Source organism: Streptomyces pratensis, from assembly GCF_016804005.1.
GTDB classification, from domain to species: domain Bacteria; phylum Actinomycetota; class Actinomycetes; order Streptomycetales; family Streptomycetaceae; genus Streptomyces; species Streptomyces pratensis_A.
The window spans coordinates 7,090,922-7,117,622 of the sequence record NZ_CP051486.1 but is presented as its reverse complement, the minus strand read 5'-3'; the positions used below and the strand labels follow the sequence as shown (position 1 = coordinate 7,117,622).

Annotated in this window: 23 protein-coding genes; 16 read left to right on the top strand and 7 right to left on the bottom strand. The window is 72.5% G+C overall.

Annotation, left to right across the window (positions count from 1 at the left end; genetic code table 11):
• Positions 1–56: 56 nt before the first annotated feature.
• Genes HED23_RS29755 through HED23_RS29740 form a run of 4 tightly spaced genes read right to left on the bottom strand, consistent with a single transcriptional unit; the run spans position 57 to position 5,026 of the window.
• On the bottom strand, positions 57–1,391 hold the full coding sequence (locus tag HED23_RS29755; protein WP_203186436.1) for an AAA domain-containing protein: 1,335 nt from the start codon (positions 1,389–1,391) through the stop codon (positions 57–59).
• Complete coding sequence (locus HED23_RS29750) at positions 1,388–3,007, bottom strand: hypothetical protein (protein ID WP_203186435.1); 1,620 nt, start codon at positions 3,005–3,007, stop codon at positions 1,388–1,390. Before HED23_RS29750 ends, HED23_RS29755 begins: the two co-directional genes overlap by 4 nt.
• Positions 2,998–4,182: a hypothetical protein gene (locus HED23_RS29745; RefSeq protein ID WP_203186434.1), complete on the bottom strand. Its 1,185-nt coding sequence runs from the start codon at positions 4,180–4,182 to the stop codon at positions 2,998–3,000. Before HED23_RS29745 ends, HED23_RS29750 begins: the two co-directional genes overlap by 10 nt.
• Positions 4,079–5,026 carry a phosphatase PAP2 family protein gene (locus HED23_RS29740; RefSeq protein ID WP_203186433.1) on the bottom strand — a complete coding sequence of 316 codons (948 nt, stop codon included), beginning with the start codon at positions 5,024–5,026 and terminating at the stop codon, positions 4,079–4,081. Before HED23_RS29740 ends, HED23_RS29745 begins: the two co-directional genes overlap by 104 nt.
• Positions 5,027–5,339: 313 nt before the next feature.
• Here HED23_RS29740 and HED23_RS29735 point away from each other — a divergent pair, with 313 nt between their 5' ends.
• A complete protein-coding gene (locus tag HED23_RS29735) occupies positions 5,340–5,936 on the top strand; it encodes a histidine phosphatase family protein (protein WP_203186432.1) in 597 nt (198 codons plus the stop codon).
• Positions 5,937–6,159: 223 nt separating this feature from the next.
• On the opposite strand, the gene HED23_RS29730 is transcribed toward HED23_RS29735, so the two are convergent.
• On the bottom strand, positions 6,160–7,515 hold the full coding sequence (locus HED23_RS29730; RefSeq protein WP_203186431.1) for a tetratricopeptide repeat protein: 1,356 nt from the start codon (positions 7,513–7,515) through the stop codon (positions 6,160–6,162).
• Between the two features lie 253 nt (positions 7,516–7,768).
• On the opposite strand from HED23_RS29730, the gene HED23_RS29725 reads away from it, so the two are divergent.
• From HED23_RS29725 to HED23_RS29670, 12 genes are all read left to right on the top strand, one after another.
• Positions 7,769–8,131 (top strand): hypothetical protein, encoded by a 363-nt coding sequence (locus tag HED23_RS29725; RefSeq protein ID WP_203186430.1) that lies wholly within the window; start codon positions 7,769–7,771, stop codon positions 8,129–8,131.
• A gap of 86 nt (positions 8,132–8,217) precedes the next feature.
• On the top strand, positions 8,218–9,105 hold the full coding sequence (locus HED23_RS29720) for a spermidine synthase (protein WP_203186429.1): 888 nt from the start codon (positions 8,218–8,220) through the stop codon (positions 9,103–9,105).
• Positions 9,106–9,438: 333 nt separating this feature from the next.
• The gene (locus tag HED23_RS29715) at positions 9,439–10,506 is read left to right on the top strand and encodes an aspartate-semialdehyde dehydrogenase (protein ID WP_203186428.1); all 1,068 of its coding nucleotides are present in this window, start codon (positions 9,439–9,441) and stop codon (positions 10,504–10,506) included.
• A 404-nt stretch (positions 10,507–10,910) separates the two neighbouring features.
• Positions 10,911–11,954, top strand: coding sequence for a helix-turn-helix transcriptional regulator (locus tag HED23_RS29710; protein ID WP_203186427.1), 1,044 nt, complete (start codon positions 10,911–10,913; stop codon positions 11,952–11,954).
• 113 nt (positions 11,955–12,067) lie between these two features.
• Positions 12,068–13,498, top strand: coding sequence for an aspartate aminotransferase family protein (locus HED23_RS29705; RefSeq protein WP_203186426.1), 1,431 nt, complete (start codon positions 12,068–12,070; stop codon positions 13,496–13,498).
• Positions 13,492–14,577: an NAD-dependent epimerase/dehydratase family protein gene (locus HED23_RS29700; protein WP_238442162.1), complete on the top strand. Its 1,086-nt coding sequence runs from the start codon at positions 13,492–13,494 to the stop codon at positions 14,575–14,577. The genes HED23_RS29705 and HED23_RS29700 overlap by 7 nt, the downstream gene beginning before the upstream one ends.
• Position 14,578: 1 nt before the next feature.
• Positions 14,579–15,832, top strand: coding sequence for an endonuclease/exonuclease/phosphatase family protein (locus HED23_RS29695; RefSeq protein ID WP_203186425.1), 1,254 nt, complete (start codon positions 14,579–14,581; stop codon positions 15,830–15,832).
• The gene (locus HED23_RS29690; protein WP_238442161.1) at positions 15,829–17,001 is read left to right on the top strand and encodes a glycosyltransferase family 4 protein; all 1,173 of its coding nucleotides are present in this window, start codon (positions 15,829–15,831) and stop codon (positions 16,999–17,001) included. The genes HED23_RS29695 and HED23_RS29690 overlap by 4 nt, the downstream gene beginning before the upstream one ends.
• A 188-nt stretch (positions 17,002–17,189) precedes the next feature.
• On the top strand, positions 17,190–18,056 hold the full coding sequence (locus HED23_RS29685) for a UbiA prenyltransferase family protein (RefSeq protein ID WP_203186424.1): 867 nt from the start codon (positions 17,190–17,192) through the stop codon (positions 18,054–18,056).
• Positions 18,057–18,065: 9 nt separating this feature from the next.
• Positions 18,066–19,097, top strand: coding sequence for a glycosyltransferase family 2 protein (locus tag HED23_RS29680; RefSeq protein ID WP_203186423.1), 1,032 nt, complete (start codon positions 18,066–18,068; stop codon positions 19,095–19,097).
• Complete coding sequence (locus HED23_RS29675; RefSeq protein WP_203186422.1) at positions 19,090–20,151, top strand: lysylphosphatidylglycerol synthase domain-containing protein; 1,062 nt, start codon at positions 19,090–19,092, stop codon at positions 20,149–20,151. The genes HED23_RS29680 and HED23_RS29675 overlap by 8 nt, the downstream gene beginning before the upstream one ends.
• Positions 20,145–21,170 (top strand): aldo/keto reductase, encoded by a 1,026-nt coding sequence (locus HED23_RS29670; RefSeq protein ID WP_238442160.1) that lies wholly within the window; start codon positions 20,145–20,147, stop codon positions 21,168–21,170. The genes HED23_RS29675 and HED23_RS29670 overlap by 7 nt, the downstream gene beginning before the upstream one ends.
• A gap of 72 nt (positions 21,171–21,242) precedes the next feature.
• Here HED23_RS29670 and HED23_RS29665 read toward each other — a convergent pair whose 3' ends face one another.
• Entirely contained in the window at positions 21,243–21,575 is a 333-nt protein-coding gene (locus HED23_RS29665) for a substrate-binding domain-containing protein (protein ID WP_338019626.1), read from the bottom strand.
• An 84-nt stretch (positions 21,576–21,659) separates the two neighbouring features.
• Positions 21,660–22,214, bottom strand: coding sequence for a hypothetical protein (locus tag HED23_RS29660; protein ID WP_203186421.1), 555 nt, complete (start codon positions 22,212–22,214; stop codon positions 21,660–21,662).
• Positions 22,215–22,292: 78 nt separating this feature from the next.
• Between HED23_RS29660 and HED23_RS29655 the strand changes: the two genes are divergently transcribed.
• The 3 genes from HED23_RS29655 (at position 22,293) to HED23_RS29645 (ending at position 26,099) form a co-directional block, all read left to right on the top strand.
• Positions 22,293–23,000 (top strand): response regulator transcription factor, encoded by a 708-nt coding sequence (locus HED23_RS29655; RefSeq protein ID WP_203186420.1) that lies wholly within the window; start codon positions 22,293–22,295, stop codon positions 22,998–23,000.
• Positions 22,997–24,472 carry a sensor histidine kinase gene (locus HED23_RS29650; RefSeq protein WP_203186419.1) on the top strand — a complete coding sequence of 492 codons (1,476 nt, stop codon included), beginning with the start codon at positions 22,997–22,999 and terminating at the stop codon, positions 24,470–24,472. The genes HED23_RS29655 and HED23_RS29650 overlap by 4 nt, the downstream gene beginning before the upstream one ends.
• Before the next feature lie 145 nt (positions 24,473–24,617).
• Complete coding sequence (locus tag HED23_RS29645) at positions 24,618–26,099, top strand: cellulose binding domain-containing protein (RefSeq protein WP_203186418.1); 1,482 nt, start codon at positions 24,618–24,620, stop codon at positions 26,097–26,099.
• Positions 26,100–26,701 lie beyond the last annotated feature (602 nt).

The window sequence follows — 26,701 nt, the reverse complement described above, 5'->3', positions numbered from 1 at the left end:
CAGCCCCGCGCAAGAGCGCTGCCCATGGCAGCCCGGCGCAGTAGCGCTGCCCAGGATCAGGGCGCCCAATGCACGCGATGCTCGGCGAGGTGCGCCAGAACCGCGTGGTTCGCCTCCCAGCCGTCGGGGAACTTCACCGTCACGCCCAGCTGCACCGGCTCCGTCGACGGGTGCTCGTCCAGCAGGTCCGCCACCCCGGCCCGGCACACCACGACGCACGCGTGCCGGTGCCGCGAGGCCAGCACGCACAGGCGGCCCGTCTCCAGATGGAACGCCGTGGCGTCCGGACGGCCCGACAGCGGATGCAGGACCACCGTCACGTCGAACTCGCGGCCCTGGAGCCGGTTCGCCGTGTCCACCGCCACGCCGGTCACACCCAGCTCCGCGAGCGCCGCCCGCACGGCGGCGGCCTGGTCGCGGTGGGCCGTGCCGACGGCGACCCGCTCCGCCGTCACCGGAACCGGATCGGGGGAACGCTCGCTCGTCGCGGCGCCACCCCGGTCGAGCAGCCGGCGGACCACCAGGGCCACCGCCCGCACCGCCTCGGGGTCCGTGCGCGGGGTGTGCCGAGCCGGGAGCTCCAGCAGCCCCCAGCCGGACTCCGCCGCCTCGTCCAGCACCCGGTCCGGGCCCGACCCGTCCGAGGGGACACCGAAGGCCAGCCGCCGGTCTCCGTGGTCCGTGCCGCTGCGGAACGGCGTGTACGGGTAGAACGCGTCCGAGACCAGCGGCGCCGCCGACGCGGGCAGCCGCCACGACACCGGCAGCCGGTGCTGCGGCAGCTCCGGATTGTGCGCGAGCAGCGTCGAGACCGCGCTCGCCGACGGGTCGTACGAGAGACCCGCCCACTGGTCGGCACCCACGATCGAGAACGGGTCCAGCTGACCGGGGTCCCCGACGAACAGCGCCCGCTCGAACAGCCCGGCCACGGCCAGAAGCGCGTCCGACCGCATCTGGTAGGCCTCGTCGACGATCGCGTGCCCCCACGGCTCCACGTTCTTCACGTGCGCCCACTTGGCGGCTGTCGAGATGACGATGTCCAGGCCCGCCAGATCCGCCGCCTTAGCCGACTTCCGTACGTTGTCCAGGCCGTCGAGGACCTTGTCGTACGGATCGGAGTCGCTGCTGTGCAACCGGCCGACCGGCAGCTCCGGAGCCTTCTCGGCCAGCCGCACCACCAGGTCGTCCACCTGGGCGTTGGTCTGCGCGACCACCATCAGCGGGCGGCCGGCCGCGGCCAGCTCCAGCGCGGCACGCACCACCAGGGTCGACTTCCCGGCGCCCGGCGGCGAATCCACCACGATGCCCCGCGCGGTACCGCGCAGGGTGTCGCCGAGGATCGCGTCGGTCGCCCGGGCCGCCGCGGCGCCCGGGTCGAGAACAGCTGTCACAGGAGGTCCTCCGGGGTCACGGGGTCGGGCTGCTCGGCGGGTACGCCGCCGGCGGCGCCCGGCGGGCCGCCATGGGTCCACGGCGTGTCCTCCGGGTCGGGCAGCTTCGGGCCGCCCCGCTGGTCGTGCTCGAACAGGGTCCAGGCGATCCGGTCGCCGGCCCCGGGCACCGAACCGGGCGCCGGCTCCTTGCTCCGCCCCATGCGGTCCGTGATCCGCAGGACCAGCCGGACCGTGCCGGGGCTCTCGGCGTCCTCGGCCGCGTACCCCACGAACTCCGCCGTCTGCGGCTTGCCGTCCAGCGAGCGGTACACCTTGGTCCGCTCACCGAGATGCGGGCGTTCCTCGGTCCGCACGGTGACCAGGGGGCGCGGCGAGGGCCGCTTCGACTCGCTGTACGCCATCTCGACCTCCGTCACCTCCCCGACGAAAGCCTCGCCCGCCAGCCTGCGCCCCGCCAGCACCAACGGGTCGTCCAGAGCCTCCTGGGCGTCCAGCTGCGCCTGGGCGGTCTCCCGCGAGGCCAGCTTCTGCGCCGCCGTCACCGCATCGTCCCGGCGCGGCTGCGGGGGCTCGCCCGCCCGTACCCGGTCCCGGTGCGCGGTGAACGACCAGCGGTCCCTGGTCCAGCGGTCCTCGGCCCTCACCCCCTCCGGAAGCTCCCGCAGCAGGTCGAGCCCCCGCCACACGGCGTCCCAGGTGGGCAGCATCACCCCCGCGAGCAGCGACCTGATCTCCCGCTCGGCACCGCTCAGTTCCCCGAGCCGGGTGTCGGCGTCCACGGCGTCCTCCGCCGCGGCCAGCGCCGAACGCGCCTGGTCGTACCGCTCGATCGCGGGCGCCAGCAGCCTGTTGTCGAACGCCGGATCCGTCGCCGGTCCGGCCGGCGGGCAGACCAGCTGACCGGCACGGTCCCGCTCCAGCTCCGCGCGCAGCGCCGCCGCCGCACCGGCCTCGCCGGCCGGCGGGTCGATCCAGGAGAGCAGGGCGCCGAGATGCTGGTCCTCCAGGCTGCTCTGGCCCGTCGCCCAGTGGCGGTTCAGCAGGTCCGTCGCGGCCAGCAGCAGCGAGGAACCCGGCACCCTGGCCCGCTCCCCGTAGTGCGTCAGCCAGCGGCCGAGGAGCGGCACGCGCGCGGGAGCCGGATACGGGGTGTCCGGGTCGTCCTCGGCGGTACGCCGGAACCGCATGGACCGCCCGAGCAGCCGCACGAAGTCGATGCCCGCCCGGCTGGGCACGATCAGCTGGGCCGCGTCCGCGCACAGCTCGACCTCGACCTTGACCTTCTTGCCGGTCCCGGGATCGACCTCGTTGCGCTCGGCCGGCTCGACGACGTCGGCGTACGACTCGATGTGCGGCAGCACCGCTTCGGCCAGCTCGGCGAGGAACGCGAACCGCAGATCACGGTCGCGTGGCTGCGCCACCGTCAGCAGCCGGGGTGCGGCGCGGTCCGTGCCCACGAGCGCGCCGAGCGGCGCGCCCGCCTCACCGGCGGTCGTCAGCGGCACCAGGACGAGCGGTCCGTCGGTCAGATGGCGGTGGCGCACGGTCGCCAGCGGCTGGGCCCGCCCGCTGTCGACGGCCTCCAGCCGGGCCAGGGTGCTGATCAGTGACATGGGACGCCGCCGTCCACACCGGCCAGTGCCTCCGCGCGCAAGGCGGCGGCCCTGCGCAGGGCCGCCACCGTCGGGTCGGCCGGATCGCCCTCCTTGCCGGCCGCCGCTGCCAGCACCCCGGCGACCGTCGTCAGACCTCCGAGCTCGCCCCGCACGCTCCGGCCCAGCGACTCCACCGCGCCTTCGGCACGTGCCTTCGCCCGGCAGTGGAAGGCCAGCTCGCACGCGGCCAGGCACTCGGGGGCGTATGCCGCGGGGACCGCCTCGACCGCTGTGCCGAGATCCTCGGCGGAGCAGCCCGGGTCGAAGGTCGTGCCCTCGGGCAGGGCTGCCGCGATGTCCTCGACACGGGTCAGCCGGGTCAGCTGGCGGCTGGTGACGGCGCGCTGCTTGCGTACGTCCACGACCGAGGCGGTCGGCAGGTTGGAGAAGTCCTTCGGGCACACCAGCAGGACCCGGTGCCCCACCGAGGCGCCCTCGGTCGACGCGGCGACCCGCTCCAGCGCCAGGACGTAGACGGCGGACTGGCGGGCCGCGGCACCGACCTTCGCGGCGTCCGCCGAGCTGTCGATCATGGGGAACGACTTGATCTCGACGACAGTCCAGGTGCCGTCGGGGTGCACCACCACGGCGTCCGGCTCCAGGTAGGTGGGTGAGCCCGCGACCTCCAGGACCAGCATCGGATGGTCGAGCAGCGTCCAGCCGCCCGCCGCCGTGGCCTCGCGCAGCGCCAGCGCCGTACGCGCGACGCGGCCCTCGGGGCCCGCTGCCGTCAGATCGGGCACCGTGGCCACGGCGTCCGCCCCGGCGCCGCCGCCGAGCCGCTCGACGAGGAGGCGGAGCAGCTCCGTACCGCCGTCGGCCTTGACCTTCGCCTCGAAGGCGTTGCCCCGCACGAACGCGAACTGGGACTGGCCGAACGCGGCGGGGGAGCCGAGCGCCGTGGCCAGCACGGCCTTGTCGACGCCCGCGCCGTCGAGCAGGGCGCGCCGCTTGCATCCCGGGTTGGCGGCGAGCGCGGCCAGTGCGCGCGCGTCGAGCGGATGCGGGGCGACGGAGGGGCCGCGCAGCTCAGCGAGCCGCTGCCGGAGCGTCGTCGCTGGCTTCGGCCGAGGAGCGGGTGCGCGCGTCGCTGGAATCTGCGGAGGCGGTCCGCTGGCCGGGTATTCGCTCACCCGCGGAAGTCTTGCATCCGTCACTGACAATCGTGGACTTCGTGGGGGTGTGCGGTGCGGGCACCCGTGCGAACACCGCCCTCACCCTGTCCTTGACGCGGTCCGCGAGCCGCATGAACGGCCTGGTCAGCAGGGCGCCCAGGGCCATCACGGCGGCGCCGGCCACGGCGTCGAGGAAATAGTGGTTCGCCGTTCCCATCACGATGAGCACGGTGATCAGCGGATAGGCGACGCCTGCCGCGCGGACGAGCGGGTGGCGGCCGTGGCGCCACAGCAGGACGCCGCACCACACCGCCCAGCCGACGTGCAGGCTCGGCATCGCCGCGTACTGGTTCGTCATCCCGCTGAGGCCGCGCGGGGCGCTCGCGCCCGCGCCCCACCAGCCGTACGCGCTGTACTGCGCCATCGTGTCGACGAAACCGTGGTGGGCGTCGAGCAGCCGGGGCGGACAGGTCGGCATCAGCGTGAAGCCGACCAGCCCGAGGAGCGTGGAGGTCATCAGCCAGGTGCGGGCCGCCCGGTAGGCAGCGGTACGGCGGCGGAAGATCCAGACCAGGACGGCCGGGGTGACCAGGTAGTGCAGGGAGGCGTACGCGAAGTCGGCGGGTATCCCGAGCGCGGGCTGGGCGGTCAGCAGCCGGTTGAGGGGGTGCTCGGCGTTGATGTGGAGCGCCTGCTCCAGGCGGAGTATCGCGAGACCGTTGTCCACGGCCGCGGGTATGTTCTCGTGGACGAGCAGCCGGCCCATCGAGTACAGCCCGTACACCACCGCGATGAGGGGGAGCTCCGTCCACCAGCGGGGCCGGGGACCGGAGGACGGTGTCGCGGCGGTGGCGTGCGGCATCCGGTGGCTCTCCCCATGTTCATGCGGTCGACGGCGGGCGTTCAACCGTACGGCGGTCGTATGCCCTGGTTCCCCTTGGGGGCCGTCCCACTCGGCCCGCCCCTGGTCGTGCGCTGAGAGGGACGCGGACGCCGCCCCGCAGGTTGCCCGTGAAGCATGTGGGAGATGATGGAGCAGGGCCTCCGCCCGCACCGGTCTCCCAGCCGGTCGCCTGCGGCGCCGCCCCGTCGCGTCCCGGACACCGCTGTCCCGGACCCACCAGATCCTAGGGTCCTCGGATCTTCGGATCTCCGTATTTTCAGGGAGAGCCGTCATGGCACCGCGAATCCTGCTCGCCCGGCACGGCCAGACACAGTGGTCGGTCCAGGGCAATCACACCGGCAGGACCGACATTCCACTTCTCCACACCGGCCGCGAGGGCGCCAAGCTGCTCGGCGAGCGGCTGCACCGGGAGCCCTGGGGAGGCCTGCCCGGCGTCGAGGTGCGGACCAGCCCGCTCGTCCGGGCCTCCGAGACCTGCGCGATCGCCGGCTTCGGCGAGCGGGCCCAGCCGTGGGACGCGCTGATGGAGTGGGACTACGGGGACTACGAGGGCCTGACCCCGGCACAGATCAAGGCGGACCGGCCGGACTGGCTCATCTGGCGCGACGGCGTGCCCGGTGGCGAGACCCTCGCCGAACTCACGGCCCGGGCGGACGAGGTCGTCGAGTGGGCGCGTTCCGCCGACCGCGATGTGCTGGTCTTCGCCCACGGGCACATCCTGCGGGCGCTGGGCGCGCGGTGGCTGGGCGAGGACGTGTCGTTCGCCGCGCGGATCCGGCTGGAGCCCACGTCCCTGTCGGTGCTGGGCTGGGCGTACGGCCTCCCCGCGCTGGAGCGCTGGAACGACACCGGCCACCTGGACCGCTGACCTCCGGTCCGGTCCACTCGACCCGTCCGGCGGACGAGGGCGGGACCCCGGTGCCGGAGCGGTCCGGCTGCCCAGGTGCGCCCGCACCGGAGAGCGCATCCCGGACCCCGCGCACCGGTTCCGTCGTCGAGCGCCGGACGGGCTGGTTCCGCCCGCCAGGGCTGGAGGGCGCGGGAAGGGCCGGAGGGCGCGGGAAGGGCCGGAGGTCAACCTCACGCCCTGCTCACGTGATCGGGGGCAGCTCCTCGTAGCGGGCCAGGAGGGCCGTCACCTCCGGGCCGCCGCGTGGCCTGAGCACCCGTACGGCGCTCGCCAGCATCCCCCGGATCCGGGAGGACTGGACCCGGTCGAGCAGATCCAGCACCTGATGGCTCGCCGCCGCGGCCTCGTCGGCCGTGCCCGCCCGCGCCAGGTCACCGGCGAGCTGGGCGCGGTACAGCGCGAGGTTCCGGGTGAAGTGCGGATCCTGCAGCCGGCTCGCCCTCCGGGCGTGCCGCGCGGCCCGGGGCCAGTCACCGAGGGCGGACCAGCACTGCGCCTCCAGCAGCTCCAGCTCCGCCTCACGGAAGAAGGTCATCCACTCGGGGTCCGCGTCGCTCGGCCCCCTCGCGAATGCCGTCTGCGCCCGCCCGATCGCCTGCTCGCACCCCGTGCGGTCCCCGAGCCAGGCCCGGGCCCCTGCCTCCCGCAGCGCCAGCAGTGCCAGCAGACGCGGTGAGCCGAGCGGCCGGGCCGCCCGCTGTCCGGCCTCCGCGGCGCGCACCGCCTCGCGGGCCCGCCCGGTGTCCCGGGCCAGGAACGACGCGTTGCAGAACGCGTGCGCCTCCAGCGCGGCGTCCCCGGCCAGCCGGGCCGTCGCGAGCGCCTCCGCGTAATGGGAGCGCGCGTCGTCGAAGCGCCCCGAGTCGTGGGCCAGCCAGCCCACGGAGATCGCCAGCTCACCGGCGCCCGAGTGCAGCCGGTCCGTCGTGCTGCGCCGGGTAGTGGTGCCGGAGTCGAGCAGGGCGTACGCGGCCCTGAGCGGCTGGGAGGCCCGCCGGTAGAGGCCGTCCGCGCCGTGCCGGTCGTCCAGCAGCCGGATCTGGCGCACCGCCTTCTCCAAGGCGCTCACCTCGGCCTCCCCCACCCGGCGCTGTGCGGGTACGGCGAGGGGGCCGGCGGCGGCGGATCTGCCGCCCAGGCCCAGGGACGCGGTCGCCACCGTGGTGGTGCCGCTGGTCATGAACACGCGACGCAGCACGTCGCTCTCCTCGTGGATGTCGCTGTCGAGCGTGGGGGGTGTGGTGGGCGGGGGTGCGGGTGTCGTGCGGGCCCCCCGGCCGCGCACGCTCTCGCGGGCCGAGAAACCCAGGTCCGCGAGGCCGGCCCCGGGGAACATGTGCAGGAACACCCGTTCGTACGCGTAGTTGGGGCATCGGATCTCCCCGGACTCCACGCGTCCGATGTACCGGGCGTCGCACGCGACCTGTTCACCGATCTCGCGCGCGGCCCTGCGGACCGCTGCCGCGAACTCTCCGGCGGAGCGCTGTCCGCGCAGCCGACGGAAGACGAGGTTGGGAACTGCCCGTGTCGACACCATGGCGGGGCCCTCTCTGGTGCAGCCGGGCTCCTGCTTCCGGTGTCCCGGCGGAGCAAGAACGTACCGGCTGTGACGGGCCATACACACAGCGTTTGCCAATAAAGCAGACATCTCGCCCGTGATCTGCCATGAACTGCCACCCTTTGCGGCGGCGTGCCGCCGTAGCCGTTGACGCCGTCGGCGCGTTGGTCCATGCGGAGACGGGGCGCGGCACCGTCTCGTCGAGACGAGAGGAGGGGTTCCCTTGCCTCACATGGGTCCGGAAACCACACCGTGCGATCTGGTGACCGTCCCGGCGCGTCAGGGCCTGGAGGCCGTGGACATCCTGCGCAGGGGAGCGGAGAACGAGCCCGTCGGCCCGGTCCTGCACGACGGAGCCTGCGCCGTTCTCGGCTTCCTGGTACCGCCCGGCACGGCGGAGGCGTGGGACGTGCCCGGCAGCGCCTGTACGAGGACGGACGGCCGTGGGCTGCGCGTCCCCGCCGAGCCTCCCGTCGTCGGAGGGGGCTGGCTCCTGCCGCCCGTGGCGGAGACCCCTGTCACGGACCCGGCCGTCCTCCGGGCCGCCCTCGACCAGGCGGCCCGGATGATCGAGGCGGCCGACAACTGCCGCTGAGGCCATAATGGGCAGGTGGGCGGACCTTCCGCCGTCGCCGGCACCCCAGCGGACCGGCCCGGACCGGTGAGCGAGGACGATCGCGCGTGGCACGTCGAGGAGCGGCCCGGGGCGCGAGCGACCGCAAGCGGTCGGAGCGTCAGCAGGAGCCCGTCTCCGCGACGGTGGACGGCGGCCTCGCCGAGCTCGTGCCCGACCGTGAACGCCCGCGCGGCTGGACGCTGCTGCTGGACGGCGCCCCGCAGTCACATGTGGACCTGGACGATCCCGCGTACCTCTCCTTCGAGTACCAGCGCAGACTCGGCCATGTCATCGATCTCGCAGCCCCTCCCGGACGGCCCGTCCAGGCCGTCCACCTCGGCGGCGGGGCCTTCACGCTCGCCCGGTACGTCGCCGCGAGCCGCCCCCGTTCCACCCAGCAGATCGTGGAGATCGACGCACCGCTCGTCCAACTGGTGCGGCGGGAGCTGCCCCTGGACCCGCAGGCCCGCATAAGGGTCCGCTCGGTGGACGCCCGCGAAGGGCTCGGGAAGATCCAGGACGGCTGGGCGGACCTCGTCATCGCCGACGTCTTCGGCGGGGCCCGCACTCCCGCGCACCTCACCACCGCCGAATTCCTCGCCGACGTACGCCGGGTGCTGAAGCCCGGCGGCCAGTACGCCGCCAACCTCGCCGACGGCCCGCCGCTCGCGCACCTGCGCGGCCAGATCGCCACGGCCGCCTCCCTCTTCCCCGAGCTGGCGCTGGCCGCCGATCCGACCATCTGGCGCGGCCGCCGCTTCGGCAACGCGGTCCTGGTCGCCTCCGACCTGCCGATCGCCGTCGCCGAACTGACCCGGCGGGTCGCGAGCGACCCCCACCCCGGACGCGTCGAACACGGCCGCGCGCTCGCCGACTTCACGGGCGGAGCCGCCGTCGTCACCGACGCGGGCGCGAGACCGTCCCCGGCCCCGCCGCCCGGCGCCTTCGGCTGAGCCGCCCGTCCGTCGGGCGGGAGCCGCCGTCGGGGCCGCCCGGTGGTGAAGCTCCGCCGTGGTGAGCGTGTTCCGGCCCGGGAGCGGCCCACGGTGGCCGGAACGGCCGGTCCCGGTGATGGCATGCTCTGGCCGGGCCGCTTCCTGACAGCACCGCCCTGTGCCGCACGGGTGGGTTCAGGGTTTTCATGGGGGACGCGGCGCGCGGAACCGGCTACGTCGTTCCTGCCGTGCGAGCTCTCCGCGCCTCCCGGTACGGAGACGATGTGCCACCGGCCGGACCGTCCACGGAACGCGTGCCTGAGCTCGGCCCTCGCCAGATCGGAGTACCTGATGGTACGTGCCCAGTGCCCTGCGGATCCTTGTATCGTCCTGGTCGGCGCGACCGGTGCTCTCGGAGCCACCGTCCTCGAGCTGATCGGGGAACACCGCATGCGGCACCGGGAGATACGGCTCGTGGCCTCGGCGCAGTCGGCGGGCCGGGAGATTCCCGTCGGGGGGCGCACGGAGACGGTGCACGATCTGGAGGAGTTCGACTTCGCGGGCGCCGATCTCGTCCTGTTCTGCGCGGGTGAGGCGGTGAGCCGCCGCTGGGTACCCGTGGCGATGGCGGAGGGCGCGCTGGTCGTCGACGCCTCCGGTGCCTTCAGCTTGCACCCGGAGGTCCCTCTGGTCGTCCCCTCGGTCAACGACTGCCTGCTGTCGGAGCGTCCGGCAGAGGTCGTCGCGGTGCCCAGCGGCATGACGGTGCCGCTGACGGTCCTGCTGCACGCGGTGGAGCGGTGGCGGGGGGTGCGACAGGTGGTGATGAGTACGTACGAGGCCGCCTCCGGACTGGGGCACCAGGGGGTCGAGGAGCTGCTGGAGGGAAGCGAGCTGACGCTGCGTGACCCGGAGGCGGAGCTTCCCGCCGACCGGTTCCACCCCGCCCTGGCGTTCAACGTCCTGCCGGCCGTGGACGGGCTCCAGGAGGACGGGACCAGCCGTGAGGAACAACGCCTCGTCCAGGAGGCGCAGCGGGTCCTGGGTCTGCCGGACACGGACGTGGCCGTGACCTGCGTGCGGGTGCCGGTGGTCAGCGGCCACGGGGCGGCGCTCTTTGTGGAGACCGCTGCCCCGGTGGACCGGCCGGGGCTCGTGGAGCTTCTGGCCTCGCTCCCGGATTTCGTGGTGCACGACCGGGAGGCACCGGGCTCGGTCCCCACGCCGTTGACGGCCGGCGACCCGGACCGATTCCATGTGGGCAGAGTGCGGGTGAGCCCGCGCACCTCCCGGGGGTTCATGCTGTGGCTGGTCTTCGACAACCTCCGCGCGGGAGGCGCGTCGACCCTGCTGCGGATCGCCCGGATCGCGCTCGCCTCCCGCGCGTCCGGGAAGCGGCTGAAAAACAGCCCATGCTGAGGCGGCCTCCGCACGTCCCGGACGCGGCCGCGCTACAGCCGGGCGGCAGCGGATAAGGCCGCCCCCTCGTCAGGCGTATGGGGGGCGGAGTCCCATTTGTCGTCGGCGCTGGTGACCACGGCGGATTCGGGGCTTCCCGGGACGGCGGAACCCGCGAAAACCGCGAGGCCGGCGGAACCGGCAATTCCGGCCAGGAGGAGGGGCGCTACCAGGGAACGGACTTCAAACCAGCGATTGTTCGCCATTGTTTCTCCCACGATTCGATTCATTCGACAATGCGCGGCACTCGTTCACCGGGACGTGAAGAGCTTGCCAGTCAAAACCGGCCCACTCCTGGCTCATTGGGTGTCCTATGATGGCGCGGCCACAAGTGGAAAGCGCCGGAATCGAGCCGAGGGGGACGCGTGGAGAGCCAGTTACTGTTGGACGAACTCGCGGTCGACGCCTACAGATCAGCGCTGCGGGCCGGTGTCTTCATCGAGGAGGAGATCGCCGCCGAGCTCGGCGTGGACAGGGCGCGGATCGCCGAAGCGCGCACAGCTCTCCAGGACTTGCGCCTGCTGAGCCCGGGTGACGGCCCCGCCGTGCCCCTCGACCCGGAGGTCGTCGAGGTCGAACTGACTGCGCCGCTGGAGATGTCGGTCGCCCGTCAACGAAGACAGATAGCCGGAATTCAACGCCAGTTGAACACGCTGTCGACATTATATCGCTCAGTCGAGCACCGGCAGGGCACAGATGTGTCGATACGAGTTCTCGATAATGCCGCCGAGGTGCGCCGGGAGATCGACCTCGCCCGGCATCGCTGCGTCAAAGAGCGCTTGAGTCTTCAGCCCGGTGGCGGCAGGTCGGCACAACTTCTTCAGCAGGATCTCGTGCAGACGCAAGAATTGTTACGGCGCGGTGTCCGGGTCCGCACGCTCTATCAGCACACCGCGCGGTCGAGCCTCACCACCCGCAGCTATGTCGCGCAGATCTGCGAAGCAGGTGCCGAGGTACGCACTTCGGCGGAACTCTCCGAACGGCTCATCGTCTACGACCGCCGCACCGCCTTCGTGCCCAAGGAGAGGAAGGGCGCCGAGCCGCCCGGCGCGGCCGTCGTCACCGATCCGACCCTGGTGGCCTATCTCTGCCGCTCCTTCGAGACGGCCTGGCAGGTGGGCCGGCCCTTCAACAGCACGGAGCCCGCCGATCAGCAACAGGTGAGCGCCGAGCTGCGGTCGTCCATCCTGCGGCTGATGGCCATGGGCCTCAAGGACGAAGTCATCGCACGCCGGCTGGGGATGGCGGCCCGTACCTGCCGTCGCTACATCTCCGCTCTGATGACGGAACTGGGCGCCACCAGCCGTTTCCAGGCCGGTGTCCTCATCGGCCGTCAGGCTGCGGACAGCGGTACGGACGACGTCCTGGGCGGTGTCCCGGCAGGCGAGGAGATCGCTGTCCACAAGTAGCCGTACCGCCACAGGACGCCGGTGGCACCTCGTGCCAGGGTCCTCTCCCGTGCGACGTTGTGAGTGCCGACAGACAACGATGTCTCACGATGATGTTGCATGGGAGAGGCCCAATGGCACAGCTCATCACTCTCGACGAGGCCGAGAAGCTCGACGTCGACGAAGTGCACGATCTATACCGCACTTACATCAACAAGAGCCAGGTCCGGCTGATGACCTCCTTCGGCTTCGGCCAGGAGCTCATCGACCACGCAGAAGGCGCCTACGTCCACACCCGCGACGGGCGCAAGATCCTCGACTTCACCGGTGGCGTGGGCGTACTGAACCACGGGCACAACCACCCGCGGATCGTGGCGGCCCGCAAGCGCTTCCAGGAACAGCTGCGGATGGAGGTGCACAAGACCTACTTCTCGCCCTACCTGGCCGCTCTCGGCCACAACCTGGCCGCCGTGCTTCCGGGCGACCTCAACCGCTCCTTCCTGCCGAACTCCGGTGCGGAGGCGGTGGAAGGGGCGGTCAAGCTGGCGTACAAGTACCACGGCGGCAAGCGGAAGCGGATCCTGCGCGCCGACATCAGCTTCCACGGCAAGCTGCTCGGCTCCGGAGGGCTCACCGGGAGCACGCAGAACCACTTCGACTTCCCGACCATCCCCGGCATCGGCACCTTCGCCTACGACGACCTCGACTCGGTCCGCCAGGCGCTGGCCGAGGCCCGCGACGCGAACGGCCGCAGCGACGTGTACGCGCTCCTCATCGAGCCGTTCAGCGCGTCCACGATGCGCTGGTGCTCCGAGGAGTTCCTGCGTGGACTGCGTGAACTGTGCACGGCCGAGGACATCGTGCTGATCTTCGACGAGATCTACACCGGGTGGGGCAAGACCGGCAGCATGTTCCACTTCATGCGCTACGAGGGTCTGGTGCCGGACGTCGTGACGACCTCGAAGTCGTTCGGCGGCGGCAAGTCCTCCATCTCCGCCTTCGTGGCACGGGAGCCCGTCTTCCGCAAGGTGTACGACAACATGACGGACGCCATGTCGCAGAGCACGAGTACGACGTACTACGGCTTCGGCGAGGAGACCGCGACCGCGATCGAGGCCGTCTCCATCGCCGTGGAGGACGACTACCCGGCGCGGGCCCGCGCCATCGAGAACGTCCTGAAGCCGGGGCTGGAACGCATCCGGAAGACCTACCCGGACCTGATCGACGACGTACGCGGATCGGGGGCGCTCTTCGGGGTCTTCCTGGCCGGCGGTCCCAAGATCCTCGACCTGGTGGGCAAACTCCCCGCCGGCGGACTCGCCAAGGACCCGCTGATCCGTACGAAGATCATCACTGCTGCGGTGATCGACACCCTCTACCGCAAGCACGACGTCTACTCCTACTACACGCTCAACGGCCGCAGCCCGCTGGTCGTGAGCCCGCCCCTGGTGGCGGGACCTGACGAGGTGGAACGCTTCCTCGACGCCCTCGACGCGACCCTCGCCGAGGGCATGAACCGACTGCTGGCACGCTTTCTGCGGGAGCGGGTGAGCTCGCTGTGGTGAACCCGTGGAACGAGACGGACGGCCTGTCCGCGCTGCCCGCGCGCGTCACGGTCACCGGCGCCGCCGGTGTGCTCGGCGCGCATCTGGTGGAGCGGCTGCTGAAGGAGGGGCGGGAGGTCCACGCCTTCGACCTCAGACCGGTGCCGGCCGCTTCCGGCCTCACCTCCTCCACCGGTGACATCCGGGACCCGGGCGCCGTCAGGAGGGCGCTCGACGGTGCCGGGGCCCTGGTGCACTGCGCGTCGGCGCTGCCCAGTTACCCCGCCGCCGACATCCGGTCCATCGTCGTCGAGGGCACCACCACCGTGCTGGAGGCGGCCAGAACCGTAGGGACCCCGAGGGTCGTGCACATCTCCTCGACCGCCGTGTACGGGCTGCCCAAGCTGGTACCGACGCCGGAGGATCATCCGCACGAGCCCGTGGACACGTACAGCAGGGCCAAGGCGGAGGCGGAGAAGGTCGCCGAGCGGTACCGCGCGAAGGGGATGTGCCTGCCCGTACTGCGGCCCAAGACCTTCGTGGGGCCGGGCCGCATGGGCCTGTTCGACATGCTCTTCCAGTGGGCCGAGGAGGGCCGGAACTTCCCGGTGCTCGGCCGGGGTGACGTGCGCATCCAGATGCTCGCCCTGGACGACCTCGTGGATGCGGTGATCACCGTGCTGCGCGCCCCTGACGAGGTCGCTCACGACACGTACAACATCGGCGCCGTCGAGTTCGCCACCCTGCGCGAGGACTTCCAGGCGGTGCTGGACGCGGCGGGGCACGGCAAGTCGGTCAAGTCCGTACCGGGCCGTCCCGCGGTCGCCGTGCTGCGGGCGCTGGAACGGACGGGGATCTCCCCGGTCTACGGGCGGCTGCTGTACAAACTGCTGGACGACTCCTACGTCAGCGTCGACAAGGCGCAGGAACGGCTCGGCTTCCGGCCCCGCCAGTCCAACCGGGAAGCCATCCTGCGTACGTACGACTGGTGGCGCGGGCAGCGCGCGGCCGCACCGCCGGCCGCCGGCCGGGACGGCGGCCGGACCAGCACGGATCCCTGGCGTCAGGGAGCCCTCGGTCTCGCGAAGGTCTTCTTCTGACATGGCCGGAACCCAGGTGCCGGGGACACCCATGCCCACATCCGGTGTCCCCGCCACGTCCGGTGCCCCGGTCAGATCCGGTGTCCCCGCCACGTCCGGTGTCCCCGTCACGGATGGCGACGCCCCCGGTCCGTCTCCGGGTGAGCGGGCGGCCGACGGTACCGGGGAGGGCCCCCGGGCCCGCCGCTGGTGCCGCGGCACCCGCCTGCTGGTGGGGGCGACCGGAGTATGGGCCCTGCTCCTCGTCCTGCACGTCCTGCTCGCGGGACGCTGGTGGCTGTGGCTCCTCGTCGAGGCGGTACCCCCGCTGACGCTGGTGGCCGTGCCGCTGCTGCTGCTCGCGGTGACCCCGCTCGCGCGGCCGGTACGCCGGTGGCTGGCCCCCGTGCTGGTGCTCCTGCTCCTGGCCGGCGCCCATCTGGCGGGTTTCGGCGCCGGCCGTACGGACGGCACGAGCACCGGCGCCGACGGCACCCAGGTCAGGGTGTTCGCCTGGAGCACGGACTACTGGCAGATGGACGACGACAAGCAGGACTTCTACGCCTTCCTCCGCAGCCAGGACGCCGACGTGTACCTCCTCCAGGAATACCTGTACTGGGAGGGGGACGAGCCGGTCAGGATCGATGACACGGCCCGGCTGCACAAGGAGTTCCCCGGCTACCACGTCTCCGTCGAGGGGGAGTTGCTGACGCTCTCCCGGCTGCCCGTGGTCGCCGAGCACCACCGCCGGGTACCGGACACCGGCACGGCCTGGTACCGGGAGGGCAGCAAGGCGCAGCGTACCGACATCAGGGTCGGCGACCGCACGGTCTCGTTCTACAACGTGCACATGCCGGTCCCCTTCCAGGTCGGCGACAACCCGCTCTCCGGCCGCTTCTACCGCTTTCTGCAGGACCAGTACGACTGGCGTGACCGCGAACTGGACGCACTGCGATCCGATCTCGCGGACAACCCCCACCCCGCCGTTCTGACCGGGGACTTCAACTCACCCTGGACGGGCAGCCTCCTCGACCCCGCCCCCGGTACCCAGGTGCACAGCCCCGGGAGCGGCGTCCTGCCCGCCCGCTCCTGGCCCGTGTCCGACTACCCACTGCCCAGGCTGTGGCGGCTGGACTGGCTGTTCACCACCGAGGACCTGGCCGTGCCCGACTACCGCTTCGCCGGCGGAGGGGACTTCTCGGACCACGCGGCCCAGGAGATCCGTCTCGTCGTTCCCGACCCCACCGCCTCCGGACATCCGAAGGAAACCCGATGAGCCCGCAGGACAACCCCTTGAGCGAGGGATCCACCATGCGCCCCAGCCGGTTCCACGTGACGGTGATGCTCGACTACTACGCCCCCTACGTCAGCGGCCTGACCGAGGCCGCGCGACTGACCGCCGAGGGTCTGGCCGCCCGAGGCTGGAACATCGCGGTGGTGTGCGCCCAGCACGACCCCAAGCTGCCCAGGTACGAGGTGATCAACGGCGTCCATGTCTTCCGGGCGCCCGTCCTCGCCAACATCAGCCGCGGCTTCGTGTCCCCCGCGCTGCCGCTGCTGGCCCGGCGTCTCGCCGCCCGCTCCGACATCCTCCACATGCACCTGCCCAACCCCGAGGCGGCCTTCGTCGCCGCGCTGAAGGGCAGCGCCCGCCTCGTCGTGACGTACCACATCGACGTGTTCCTGCCCGACAGCCCGGTGAACCGCTTCGGGATGCGCGCCGTCGACGAGGTATGCAAGGTGGCGGTCCGCAAGGCGGACATCGTCATCACCAACAGCGAGGACCAGGCGCGGGGTTCGCGGATCTGGCCGACGATCCGCCGCCGCAGGCTCGTCCCCATCTCCTCGCCCTGCGTCGACCGCAACGGCGGCGAGCCGCGGCTGCGCGACGGCGACGGGCTGCACATCGGCTTCATGGGGCGGATCACCGTCGACAAGGGGATCGAGTACCTCATCCGGGCCTTCCGCTCGATGTCCGACCCGAAGGCCAGGCTGCTGATCGCGGGGGACTACACCACCGTCGCCGGCGGCAGCAACATCGCCGAGCTGCGCGCGGAGGCCGGCGACGACCCGCGGATCCGCTTCACCGGCCTGCTGCGGGGCGAGGCCGTACGCGACTTCTACGCCTCGATCGACGTCTTCGCGCTCCCGTCGATCTCCGAGTCCTTCGGTATCGTGCAGGTCGAGGCCATGATGGCCGGGGTCCCCCCGGTGAGCACCGACCTGTCCGGCTCCCGCTACCCGGTGGCGTCCACCGGCTTCGGGCGGCTGGTTCCGCCCCGGGACCCCGAGGCGCTGCGCGAGGCGCTGCTGGAGATGGCGCACCTGCCGGACGAGGACCGCAGGGCCGGAGCGGAGACGGCGACCAAGCTCTTCGGCGGGGACGCGTTCCTCGACGCCCACGAAGAGGCGTTCCGGCGGCTGCTGCCCGGTGGACGGCTGTGAGCCGGGTCGGCGGCGGGGACGCCGTGAGGACCGGGGGCCCGGACAGCGCGACGGTCCCTACGGCCCCGTCCCGGGGAGCGGCCACGACCGTCGTGCCCGCGGAGGTCCCGTGGCGTGAGTGGCGCGGGCGGCAGCGGTCCGCTTCGCCGACGGGCGGAGCCCGCACACCGCCGAGGCGCCGGAGGAGGATGCCCGCGCCGCTGGTGCTGCTGCGGCCCCGGCAATGGATCAAGAACATATTCGTCCTGGTCGTCCCGCTGGCCCTGGACCCCGCTGCCCTGCTCCGGCACCCGGGAAGGGCCGGTGCCGCGGTCCTGGCGTTCACAGCGGCCTCGGCGGCCGTCTACGTACTCAACGACTGGCTGGACCGCGAACGGGACCGGCTGCATCCGGTCAAACGTCACCGGCCCCTGGCCGGCGGCAGGATCGGCCCGGTCGGGGCGGCGCTGCTGGGTATTACGTGCCTGGCGACGGCGGTCGTCTCCGCGTCGTTCCTCCCCGGCGTGGCCCAGGCGGCGATCGCGGGATACGGCGTGATCAACCTGGCCTACTGCCTGGCACTGAAGCACCACGCTCTCGTCGACGTGAGCCTGGTCGCCTCCGGATTCGTCCTGCGTGCCGTGGCGGGCTGCGTGGCGGTGGCGGCACCCTTCAACCCCGCACTGATCATCTGTGTCTACTGCACCTGCCTGCTGCTCTCGCTGGGCAAACGCCGGCACGAACTGGCGGCCGCGGAACTGCTCGGGCAGGCCTCCGCCCAGCGCCCGGCCCTCGCCGGGTACTCGGTGCCGCTGCTCGACCAGCTCATGACCTTGCTGCTGGCCGCCACGCTGATCAGCTACGAGATGTTCGTCCTGTCCGCATCACATCCGCACGCGGCCGTTCTGGCCGTCGCCACCGTGCCCTTCGCCGTCTTCGCCGTCTGCCGCTACGTCCAGATGGTGGCGGTCCGGAGCAGCGGCGGGGAGCCCGGCAGGGACGTGCTCACGGATGTGCCGCTCGTGATCAACGCCGTGATGTGGCTGGCCTGCCTGGCCGCCGGCCGACTCCTGTGAGGTGTGCTCGTGCGACCGCCCCGTGTCTCCGTCATCATTCCCAACTACAACTACGCGCGGACCATCCGCCAGTGCCTCACGGCCGTGGCCGGCCAGAGCTATCCGCACATAGAGATCGTCGTCGTCGACGACGGCAGCACCGACGCGTCACCCCGGATCGCCGAGGAGTTCTCCGTACGGCTGATACGCACGGCCAACGCCGGGGTCTCCGCCGCCCGCAACACCGGGGTGCGGCACAGCACGGGTGACATCCTCTTCTTCCTCGACTCCGACATCGCACTGCGCCCCGACGCCGTCCAGCACGCCGTGGACGTACTGGAGTCGGACCCGGGGATCGGGTTCGTGTGCGGCATCTACGACTCCGTACCGCTGATCGACGACGGACCGGTGGAGCGCTACAAGGTGCTGCACGGGCACTACTGGCGCCGCCGGACGGCCGGCGAGGTCAAGGCCGCGTACTTCTCGCTCGGGGCGATGCCCCGCTCGGCCTACGACCGTGCGGGGCCCCTGGACGAGTCGCTGCGCGACACCGAGGACGTGGAGTACGGGGCCCGGCTGTCGGCCGTCTCGACCGTGCTGCTCGACCCGCGGATCGTGGGCCGGCACGACGACGACGACCGGATCGGAATCCTGCTGCGCAAGCAGTACCGCCGCTCGGTGCCCCTGGTCGCGCTCTTCGGCGACCGTGACCGCGCGGGCCGGCCGCAACTGTCGGACACCGCCTACCGTCCGAAGGCGGTCGCCGGCACGGCCCTGGCCCTGACCGGTCTCGCCGCGGCGCCCCTGTGGCCGGTGGCGGGCGCCGTCGCGGCCACGGCGGGGGTGGGGGTGTTCGTCGCCGAGGAGTGGGGACTGCTGCGCTTCCTGCACGCCACGGCAGGCGGCCGTGCCCTGCCGCTGATGGCCGGGCTGCACACCCTGATGACCGCGACCACCGGGGTGGCCGCCCTGGTGGGGGCGGTCCGCTGGACGGGATCACCGTCCTTCCGGCGCCGCTATTCCAACCCGCCGGCCACGGGCGGCGCGGTCGCCGATGTCTAGGGCCGCACCCGGACCGGCCGCCCCGGGAGACACCGGTCCCCGGGCCGGCCGGGGGCGGTGGGACGCACTGCGGGCCTTCGCGCGACGCCCCTGGGTCCGGGGGACGACCACCGCCGTGGTGCTCGCGCTGTGCGCCGGGTTCCTGGCGCACTCCTTCGCCCGGGACGGGGCGGCCACCCGCACGGCGGTCGGGCTGCTGGGACCCGTGCTGCCCCTGGCGCTCGTCCCGGCTCTGGCGGGACTGTGGCTGACGGCGCTCTCCTGGCGCGAACCTCTGCAGGCCCTGTCGGTCCCTCTGTCCCGCCCCTCGGCCGTACGCATCTTCGCGGCCGGCCAACTGGGCAAGTACGTACCGGGGGTGATGTGGTCGATCGTGCTGCAGTCGCGCCTCGCGGCGGCCTCTGGGATCACCGTCTTCCACTTCACCGCCGCCTTCGGGCTGTACGCCGCCGTGTCCCTGGGCACCGGCGGTGTGCTGGGTCTTGCCGCCCTGGCGCACCACGCCTACGGGACGGGGGCGGCGCTCGTCGCCGCCGCCCTGGCCCCGGTCCTGCTTCTCGTCCTTCCCCGGCTGCTGGCGGTGTCGGTGCGGCTGGTGAAGGCGGTGCCGGCGCTCGCGCGCAGGCTGACACCGGTCCCGCTCACCGTGCTGCGCCGCTCCGTGTGGCTGTGCGCCGTGTCGTGGCTGGTGACCGGCGTCCACCTGTGGCTCCTGGCGGTCGCGCTGGGCGCCGACCCGCTCGCGGCCGTACTGCCCTGTGTGGCGGGGTTCGCCGTGGCGACCTCGCTGAGCAGTCTGGTGGTGGTCGTCCCGGACGGGCTCGGGGTGCGGGAGGCACTGCTCGCGGTGTCCCTCGCCTCCGTCCTGCCCGCGCCCGAGGCCGCCGCCGCAGCCGCCGCCAGTCGGCTGGTTCTGGCCGCTGCCGACGTACTCGCCTTCGGCTACGGTTCGTTGGCCGCGCGTACACCTCGCCCACTCTCCGCCTCCCACGCCCCGGCCACCCCTGTCCCATCCCCCTCACCGCACCACCGACGAAAGGACGACGCATGCTGACGACGGTCTACGGAGAGTCGGTCATGGACCGGCTCCGAGGCACCCGAGTCGCCCTCGGCACCATGTACTTCGGCACCACCGTCGACGAGAGGACGTCCCGGGAGCTCCTCGACCGCTTCACCGAGCGCGGCGGCCGTCTGCTCGACACCGCGAACTGTTACGCCTTCTGGGCGCCCGGCGGCACGGGCGAGGAGTCGGAACTGGTCATCGGCCGCTGGCTTGCCGCGACCGGGGTCAGGGACGAACTGCTGATCGCCACCAAGGTCGGCTGCCTGCCCGATCCGCTCGACGGCCCGTTCCCCGAGTCCGCCGAAGGGCTCGGACCGGAGGTGGTGTTCAAGCAGTTCGAGCGGAGCACCGAGCGGTTGGGACGCCCCTCCGTCGACGTGTTCTTCACCCACGCCGACGATCCGAGGACGCCGCTCGCCGACACCCTGGGCGCCCTGTCCGAGCTGGTGCGCTCGGGACGGGTCGGCGTCATCGGCGCGAGCAACCCGGACGCGGTCCGGCTGAGCGAGGCGGCCCGCCTCGCGGCGGACGACCCGACGACGGCGGCCCCGCGGGTGATCCAGGCGCGCCACTCCTACCTCTGGCCCGACCCTGCGGCCGACATCCGGCCGCAGCTTCCGCTGGACCATTCCCTGGTCGCCCACGCCCGCGAACACGGAGCCCTGCTCCAGGGGTACTCCCCGCTGCTCCAGGGGGCCCTGACCCGAGCCGACCGGCCGCTCGCCCCCGAGTACCGGGGCCCCGCGAACGAGCGCCGGCTGAGCCGGCTGCGGGAACTGGCCGGGCGGCTGGGGGTGACGGCCAACCAGCTGTCCCTGGCGTGGATGGCCGGCGGCCCCGTGCCCGTCATGCCGGTGCTCGGCGTGAGCAGCGTGGCCCAGCTCGACGAGGCCATGGACGGGCTCGAGCTGGAGCTCGACCAGGAGGTCCTGGACGAACTCGACGCGCTGGCCCCCCTCGGCCGGTCGGACGCGGCCCCCGCCGGAGCCCCGGTGTCCGGCGGCCGGTAGCAGCCCTCCGCGGCGCCCACCCGGATCCGGCCCGTCATGCGGACTCCCGTACGACCAGCCGGGTCGGGGTGATCACGGAGGACAGGGGGTGGCTGTCGCCGGCCGCGGCGGCGGCCACGTCGGAGACTCGCGGAACAGCAGGCGGGCCATCGTCCTGCCCATGCCCACGATGTCCTGGTGCACAGTGGCCAGCGGCGGATCCATGGACTCGGCCAGGGACGGGAGGTCGTCGAACCCGACGACCGCCACGTCCTCGGGCACCCGCACCCCGCGTTCCCCGAGCAGGTCCAGTGCCCCCGCGGCCATCAGGTCGGAGGCCACGAAAACCCCGTCCGGGCCCGGACACCGGTCCAGCAGGGCGGCCGTCGAGTCCGCGCGGCCCCGCCGGGTGAAGTCACCCTCGATGATCAGTTCGGGCGCTCCGTCCAGGAGGACGTCCCGGTAGCCGTCGAGCCGGTCGACCGAGGCGGGACGCCCAGGAGAGCGAGGTCACTGGTCGACGACCTCGACCGTCGGCGAATGGCCGTTCCAGGTGCAGAAGACGGACATGGTCGCGCCCGCCCCGTCGCTGAAGTCCACCCGGATCCACTCCGGGTTCGTCCACACCTGCATCGACCAGTCCGGCTCCGGCGTGGCCGAGACCAGCTTCGCCGAGTCGTCCGCCAGCTCCAGGACGACCCTGCCGCCACGTGTCGGGTAACTCTTCACCTCGCCCGCGGCGGCCGTGGGCGCCGAGGGCTTCGCCGGGCCGGGACCCGTGACCGGCGGGCGGGATGACGGCCGGCGGGAGGGCCGAGGGGAAGGCGTGGGCGTGGGACGGGAGGCCGTGGCGCCCGGCGAGGCCGAGGGGGGCGCGCGGTGCGTCGAGGACGACACCGGAGTGTCCGTCGCCTGCCCGCCCCGCGCCCCCACGGAGATCGGAACGGCGCGCGGAGGGTCGTACGCCGTCCCCGACATGACCGTGTGCACGCCCCACCACGACAGGGTGACCGCCGCACCCGTGGCGAGCGACCACGCGATCGCGTGTACGAGTCCTCGTTGCATCGGGCACATCCTGCACCATCCGCACGGTTGCTGTCCTGGAGGGAACCCGGTTCCTCCGTATGGGTTACGGTGCGGCGCATGCCTAGTGTGCTCGTGGTCGAGGACGACCAGTTCGTACGTTCCGCCCTCATCCGGCACCTGACCGAGGCCTCGCACACCGTGCGGAGCGTCGGCACCGCGCTCGAAGCGCTGCGCGAGGTCGCGCACTTCCGCTTCGACGTCGTCGTCCTCGATCTCGGGCTGCCCGACCTCGACGGCGCCGAGGCCCTGAAGATGCTGCGCTCCATCACCGACGTACCCGTGATCATCGCCACCGCGCGGGACGACGAGGCCGAGATCGTCAGGCTGCTCAACGACGGCGCCGACGACTACCTGACCAAGCCGTTCTCGGTCGAACACCTCTCCGCCCGCATGGCGGCCGTCCTGCGCCGCACCCGGGGGGCGGGCGCCGAGGCCTCGCCACCGCGCGTCCTCCAGGTGGGCGGGCTCTCCATCGACCCGCTGCGCCGACAGGCCGAACTCGACGGCACGGCACTGGACCTGACGCGCCGTGAATTCGACCTGCTGGCCTTTCTCGCGGGCCGCCCCGGCGTCGTGGTCCCGCGCCGTGAGCTGCTGGCGGAGGTCTGGAAGCAGTCCTACGGGGACGACCAGACCATCGACGTCCACCTCTCCTGGCTGCGCCGCAAGCTGGGCGAGACCGCCGCGCGGCCGCGCTATCTGCACACCCTGCGCGGAGTCGGCGTCAAACTCGAACCTCCTACGGCCCCGGGGCAGCCCGCATGAGATGGGCCCTGGTCAAGGTCTGCCTGGCCGTCACCGCCATGGTCGTGATCGCGTTCGCCGTGCCGCTCGGGCTCGTCATCAAGGAAATGGCCCGCGACCGCGCCTTCTCCGACGCCGAGCGGCAGGCCGCCACCATCGGCCCCACCCTCACCATCACCACCGACCGTGAGGAGCTGACCCGGGCCGTCCTGTCCACCGAGCCCGGCGGCCGGGGGCGGCTCGCCCTCCACGTCCCCGCCGCCGAACCGGGCGGCTCCCGCCTGGAGATCGGCACGCGGCGCGCCACTCGCGGGGACCTGGAGACCGTCGGCACGTCGGGGCGCGCGTCCATAGCCGACGTACCCGGTGGCTCCGTGCTGCTCCAGCCCACAGCGCTCGGCTCCGGAGGCATCGCGGTCGTCGAGGTGTTCGTGCCCGAGGGAGAGGTCTCCAACGGCGTCGGCACGGCCTGGCTGGTGCTCGCCGGCGTCGGCATCGCGCTGATCGTCGGTTCGGTGGCCGTGGCCGACAGGCTCGGCGTACGGATGGTGGAGCCCGCCCAGCGGCTTGCGGGCGCGGCCCAGGACCTGGGGGAGGGCCGGCTGGGGACCAGGGTCCCGGAAGAAGGGCCCACCGAGCTCCGCTCCGCCGCGGTCGCGTTCAACTCCATGGCCGACCAGGTGGTCCAGCTGCTGGCCAACGAACGCGAACTGGCCGCCGACCTCTCGCACCGGCTCCGCACCCCGCTGACCGTGCTCCGCCTCAACGCCGCCTCGCTGGGTGAGGGCCCGGCCGCCGAGCAGACCAGGGCCGCTGTCGAACAGCTGGAGCACGAGGTCGACACGATCATCCGTACGGCACGGGAACAGCGCCCCCAGACCCAGGGCGGTCAGACGGGTGCCGGCGCCGGCTGCGACGCGTCCGAGGTCATCCGGGAACGCATGGAGTTCTGGTCCGCGCTGGCCGAGGACGAGGGGCGCACGGTGCGGCTGGCCGGCGTGGACCGCACCGTACGCATCCCGGTGGCCAGGCCCGAACTGGCTGCCGCACTCGACGCGTTGCTCGGCAACGTCTTCCGGCACACCCCGGAAGGAACCGCCTTCGCCGTCGACGTGCACCACAGCGGCGACGCGGTGCTCGTGCTGGTCTCGGACGCCGGACCGGGCATACCCGATCCGGAATCCGCCCTGGCGCGAGGTGGCAGTGGACGGAACGGAGCGCGGGGCGGGGTGGGATCGACCGGCCTCGGCCTCGACATCGTCCGCAGGGTCGCCGAATCCACCGGCGGCGACCTGCGGATCGGGCGCTCGGTGCTCGGGGGCACGGAGGTGCGCATCTGGATAGGGCTCGACGGCGGACCGGCCGAGCGCGCGCGCCGGGGGCACCGGGTGGGGCGGCGCGGCGGAAGGCGTGGGCCACGCCGGGTGAGAGGGCGGAACGCGGACTTCCGTAACGCCCCGGAGGCTGGGCCGGATCTGTGGAGGGACCGGTGAAGGAGTGGGGTCTTAACCGGTACCGATGTCCTCCTTAAGCAAACCCTAAGAACGGCAACCCGGTTCCCATTGGCGACTTTTGTCCGGTCCGTCGCGGCTAGCGTGCAGACGCAACCACCCCCGGCAGGACAGAGGCAGGAACTCGATGGGCACCAGCACGCACCGCCGCACGGCGAGCACCCGCACGAAGGCGGTCGGCGCCCTCGTCGCCGCGGCGGTCGTGGGCGGCACCGTCTTCGCACTCACCGGCACGGCGCAGGCGGCGGCCGTCGGCGCCGCGTACACGAGGGCCAGCGGCTGGAGCGGCGGCTACACCGGGCAGTACGTCGTCACGAACGACACCGGGACGGTCCAGTCGGGCTGGACGCTCGAATTCGACCTGCCCGCCGGTACGGAGATCGACTCGCTCTGGAACGGTGAGCACACCGTCAGGGGCGGCCATGTCACCGTGAAGCCCGCGAGCTGGAACAAGGATCTCGCTCCCGGCGAGTCTGTGACGGTCGGCTTCGTCACCACCTCCGCCGGTGCAGCCGCCGATCCGGAAGGCTGCCTCATCAACCACGCGGCGTGCTCTGCGGACGGCGGCGCGGCGCCGGAACCGAGTGGACGCCCGACCGGAACCCCGGCGCCCACGTCGACAGCGGCGTCCACGCCGACCCCCACCCGGACCGCGACGGGCGGGCCGACGAGTACGCCGACGGCCGGACCGTCCGGGACGCCGGGCGGCACGGCCGGCGGGGCCGGATTCGCCCCCTACGTCGACACGTCCCTGTATCCCGCCTACGACCTGCTGGACACCGCGGCGAAGACGGGCGTCAAGGAGTTCACCCTGGCATTCATCACGTCGGGCGGCAGTTGCGCCCCGCTCTGGGGCGGGGTGACGGGACTCGCCGACGACAAGGTGGCCGCCCAGATCACCGCCCTGCGGGCCGGGGGCGGCGACGTACGGGTCTCCTTCGGTGGCGCGGCCGGTGCCGAACTGGCGCTGCACTGCTCCTCGGTTGCCGAGCTCGCCACGGCGTACGGCAAGGTCATCGACACCTACGGGCTGACCAAGGTCGACTTCGACATCGAGGGAGGCGCACTGCCCGACACCGCCGCCAACTCACGCCGTGCGCAGGCCATCGCCCAGCTGCAGAAGTCCCACCCGGGGCTGGACGTGTCCTTCACGCTGCCCGTGATGCCCGAGGGCCTCACCCAGCCGGGCGTGGATCTGATCGCAGACGCGAAGAAGAACGGCGTCGCGATCGGCGCCGTCAATATCATGGCGATGGACTACGGGGCGTCGTACAGCGGGGACATGGGTGATTACGCCACCCAGGCGGCCACCGCCACGCAGGCCCAGATCAAGGGCGTGCTCGGCCTCTCGGACGCGGCTGCCTGGAAGGCCGTCGCGGTCACCCCGATGATCGGCGTGAACGACGTCGTCACCGAGATTTTCACCGTCGAGGACGCCACGCAGCTGGTGGAGTTCGCTCAGGAGAAGGGCATCGGCCGGCTGGCGATGTGGTCGGGCACGCGGGACGCACAGTGTGCGGGTGGCGCGAAGCCGGCCGCCGACGCCACCTGCAGCTCGATCCTTCAGGAGCCGCTGGCCTTCACCAAGGCGTTCGGCGCCTTCGGATAGCCCGCCGCGCCTCTTCGGCCACCACACCACCACCTCGACGCGCGCGCCCCGGCCGGACCCCCCACCCCCCCACACCCGGCCGGGGCGCGCGCCCCCACACGGCCCCTCCGAGCCCGCTTCGGTGCGCGGAGTGGCCCGTAGTGTCCGGCCCGCACGGCCTCCGTGCTGCGCCCGCACCGCGCCCCGTACGGAGCCCGCACTACGCCCCCCACGACGCCCGGTACGGAAGGAAGCGGAACCTCCGTGCCCCCCGGTGGAGTTCGGGGAAAGAACACGGAGACCCCTCGTGACCCCCCTGCGCGCCCTCGCGGCGCCCCGCCCCGTTCATTTTCCGGCGGGCCTCCCCGGGTGACAGGAGCTGTCCGCTCCCTTTCGGAGGTGGCGCGTGAAATGGTGCCGGCAACCGTCTCCGCCCCGGGGTTCGACGGGCTGAGCGCCGTCCAACGCGCCCTGACCTGCGGCGATTCGGTTCTCCATCCGCCCCGCATGCAGGGAGTTGGAGTGAACGCAAGCCCTCGGTCGGACACGTTCCCGTGACTTGCAGGACACGCTCGGGCAACGGAAGCGTCTTCAACTCTTGACACCCACCCCCTTGAGGCAGC

What these genes read in the sequence shown, in the direction of transcription:
- HED23_RS29740 (WP_203186433.1), bottom strand. Translation starts at nt 5,026, where the DNA reads ATGCCGCACGCCACCGCCGCGACACCGTCCTCCGGTCCCCGGCCCCGC.
- HED23_RS29690 (WP_238442161.1), top strand. Translation starts at nt 15,829, where the DNA reads ATGAGCCCGCAGGACAACCCCTTGAGCGAGGGATCCACCATGCGCCCC.
- HED23_RS29655 (WP_203186420.1), top strand. Translation starts at nt 22,293, where the DNA reads ATGCCTAGTGTGCTCGTGGTCGAGGACGACCAGTTCGTACGTTCCGCC.
- HED23_RS29670 (WP_238442160.1), top strand. Translation starts at nt 20,145, where the DNA reads ATGCTGACGACGGTCTACGGAGAGTCGGTCATGGACCGGCTCCGAGGC.
- HED23_RS29735 (WP_203186432.1), top strand. Translation starts at nt 5,340, where the DNA reads ATGGCACCGCGAATCCTGCTCGCCCGGCACGGCCAGACACAGTGGTCG.
- HED23_RS29750 (WP_203186435.1), bottom strand. Translation starts at nt 3,007, where the DNA reads ATGTCACTGATCAGCACCCTGGCCCGGCTGGAGGCCGTCGACAGCGGG.
- HED23_RS29730 (WP_203186431.1), bottom strand. Translation starts at nt 7,515, where the DNA reads ATGGTGTCGACACGGGCAGTTCCCAACCTCGTCTTCCGTCGGCTGCGC.
- HED23_RS29695 (WP_203186425.1), top strand. Translation starts at nt 14,579, where the DNA reads ATGGCCGGAACCCAGGTGCCGGGGACACCCATGCCCACATCCGGTGTC.
- HED23_RS29685 (WP_203186424.1), top strand. Translation starts at nt 17,190, where the DNA reads ATGCCCGCGCCGCTGGTGCTGCTGCGGCCCCGGCAATGGATCAAGAAC.
- HED23_RS29645 (WP_203186418.1), top strand. Translation starts at nt 24,618, where the DNA reads ATGGGCACCAGCACGCACCGCCGCACGGCGAGCACCCGCACGAAGGCG.
- HED23_RS29660 (WP_203186421.1), bottom strand. Translation starts at nt 22,214, where the DNA reads ATGCAACGAGGACTCGTACACGCGATCGCGTGGTCGCTCGCCACGGGT.
- HED23_RS29650 (WP_203186419.1), top strand. Translation starts at nt 22,997, where the DNA reads ATGAGATGGGCCCTGGTCAAGGTCTGCCTGGCCGTCACCGCCATGGTC.
- HED23_RS29725 (WP_203186430.1), top strand. Translation starts at nt 7,769, where the DNA reads ATGGGTCCGGAAACCACACCGTGCGATCTGGTGACCGTCCCGGCGCGT.
- HED23_RS29715 (WP_203186428.1), top strand. Translation starts at nt 9,439, where the DNA reads ATGGTACGTGCCCAGTGCCCTGCGGATCCTTGTATCGTCCTGGTCGGC.
- HED23_RS29705 (WP_203186426.1), top strand. Translation starts at nt 12,068, where the DNA reads ATGGCACAGCTCATCACTCTCGACGAGGCCGAGAAGCTCGACGTCGAC.
- HED23_RS29675 (WP_203186422.1), top strand. Translation starts at nt 19,090, where the DNA reads ATGTCTAGGGCCGCACCCGGACCGGCCGCCCCGGGAGACACCGGTCCC.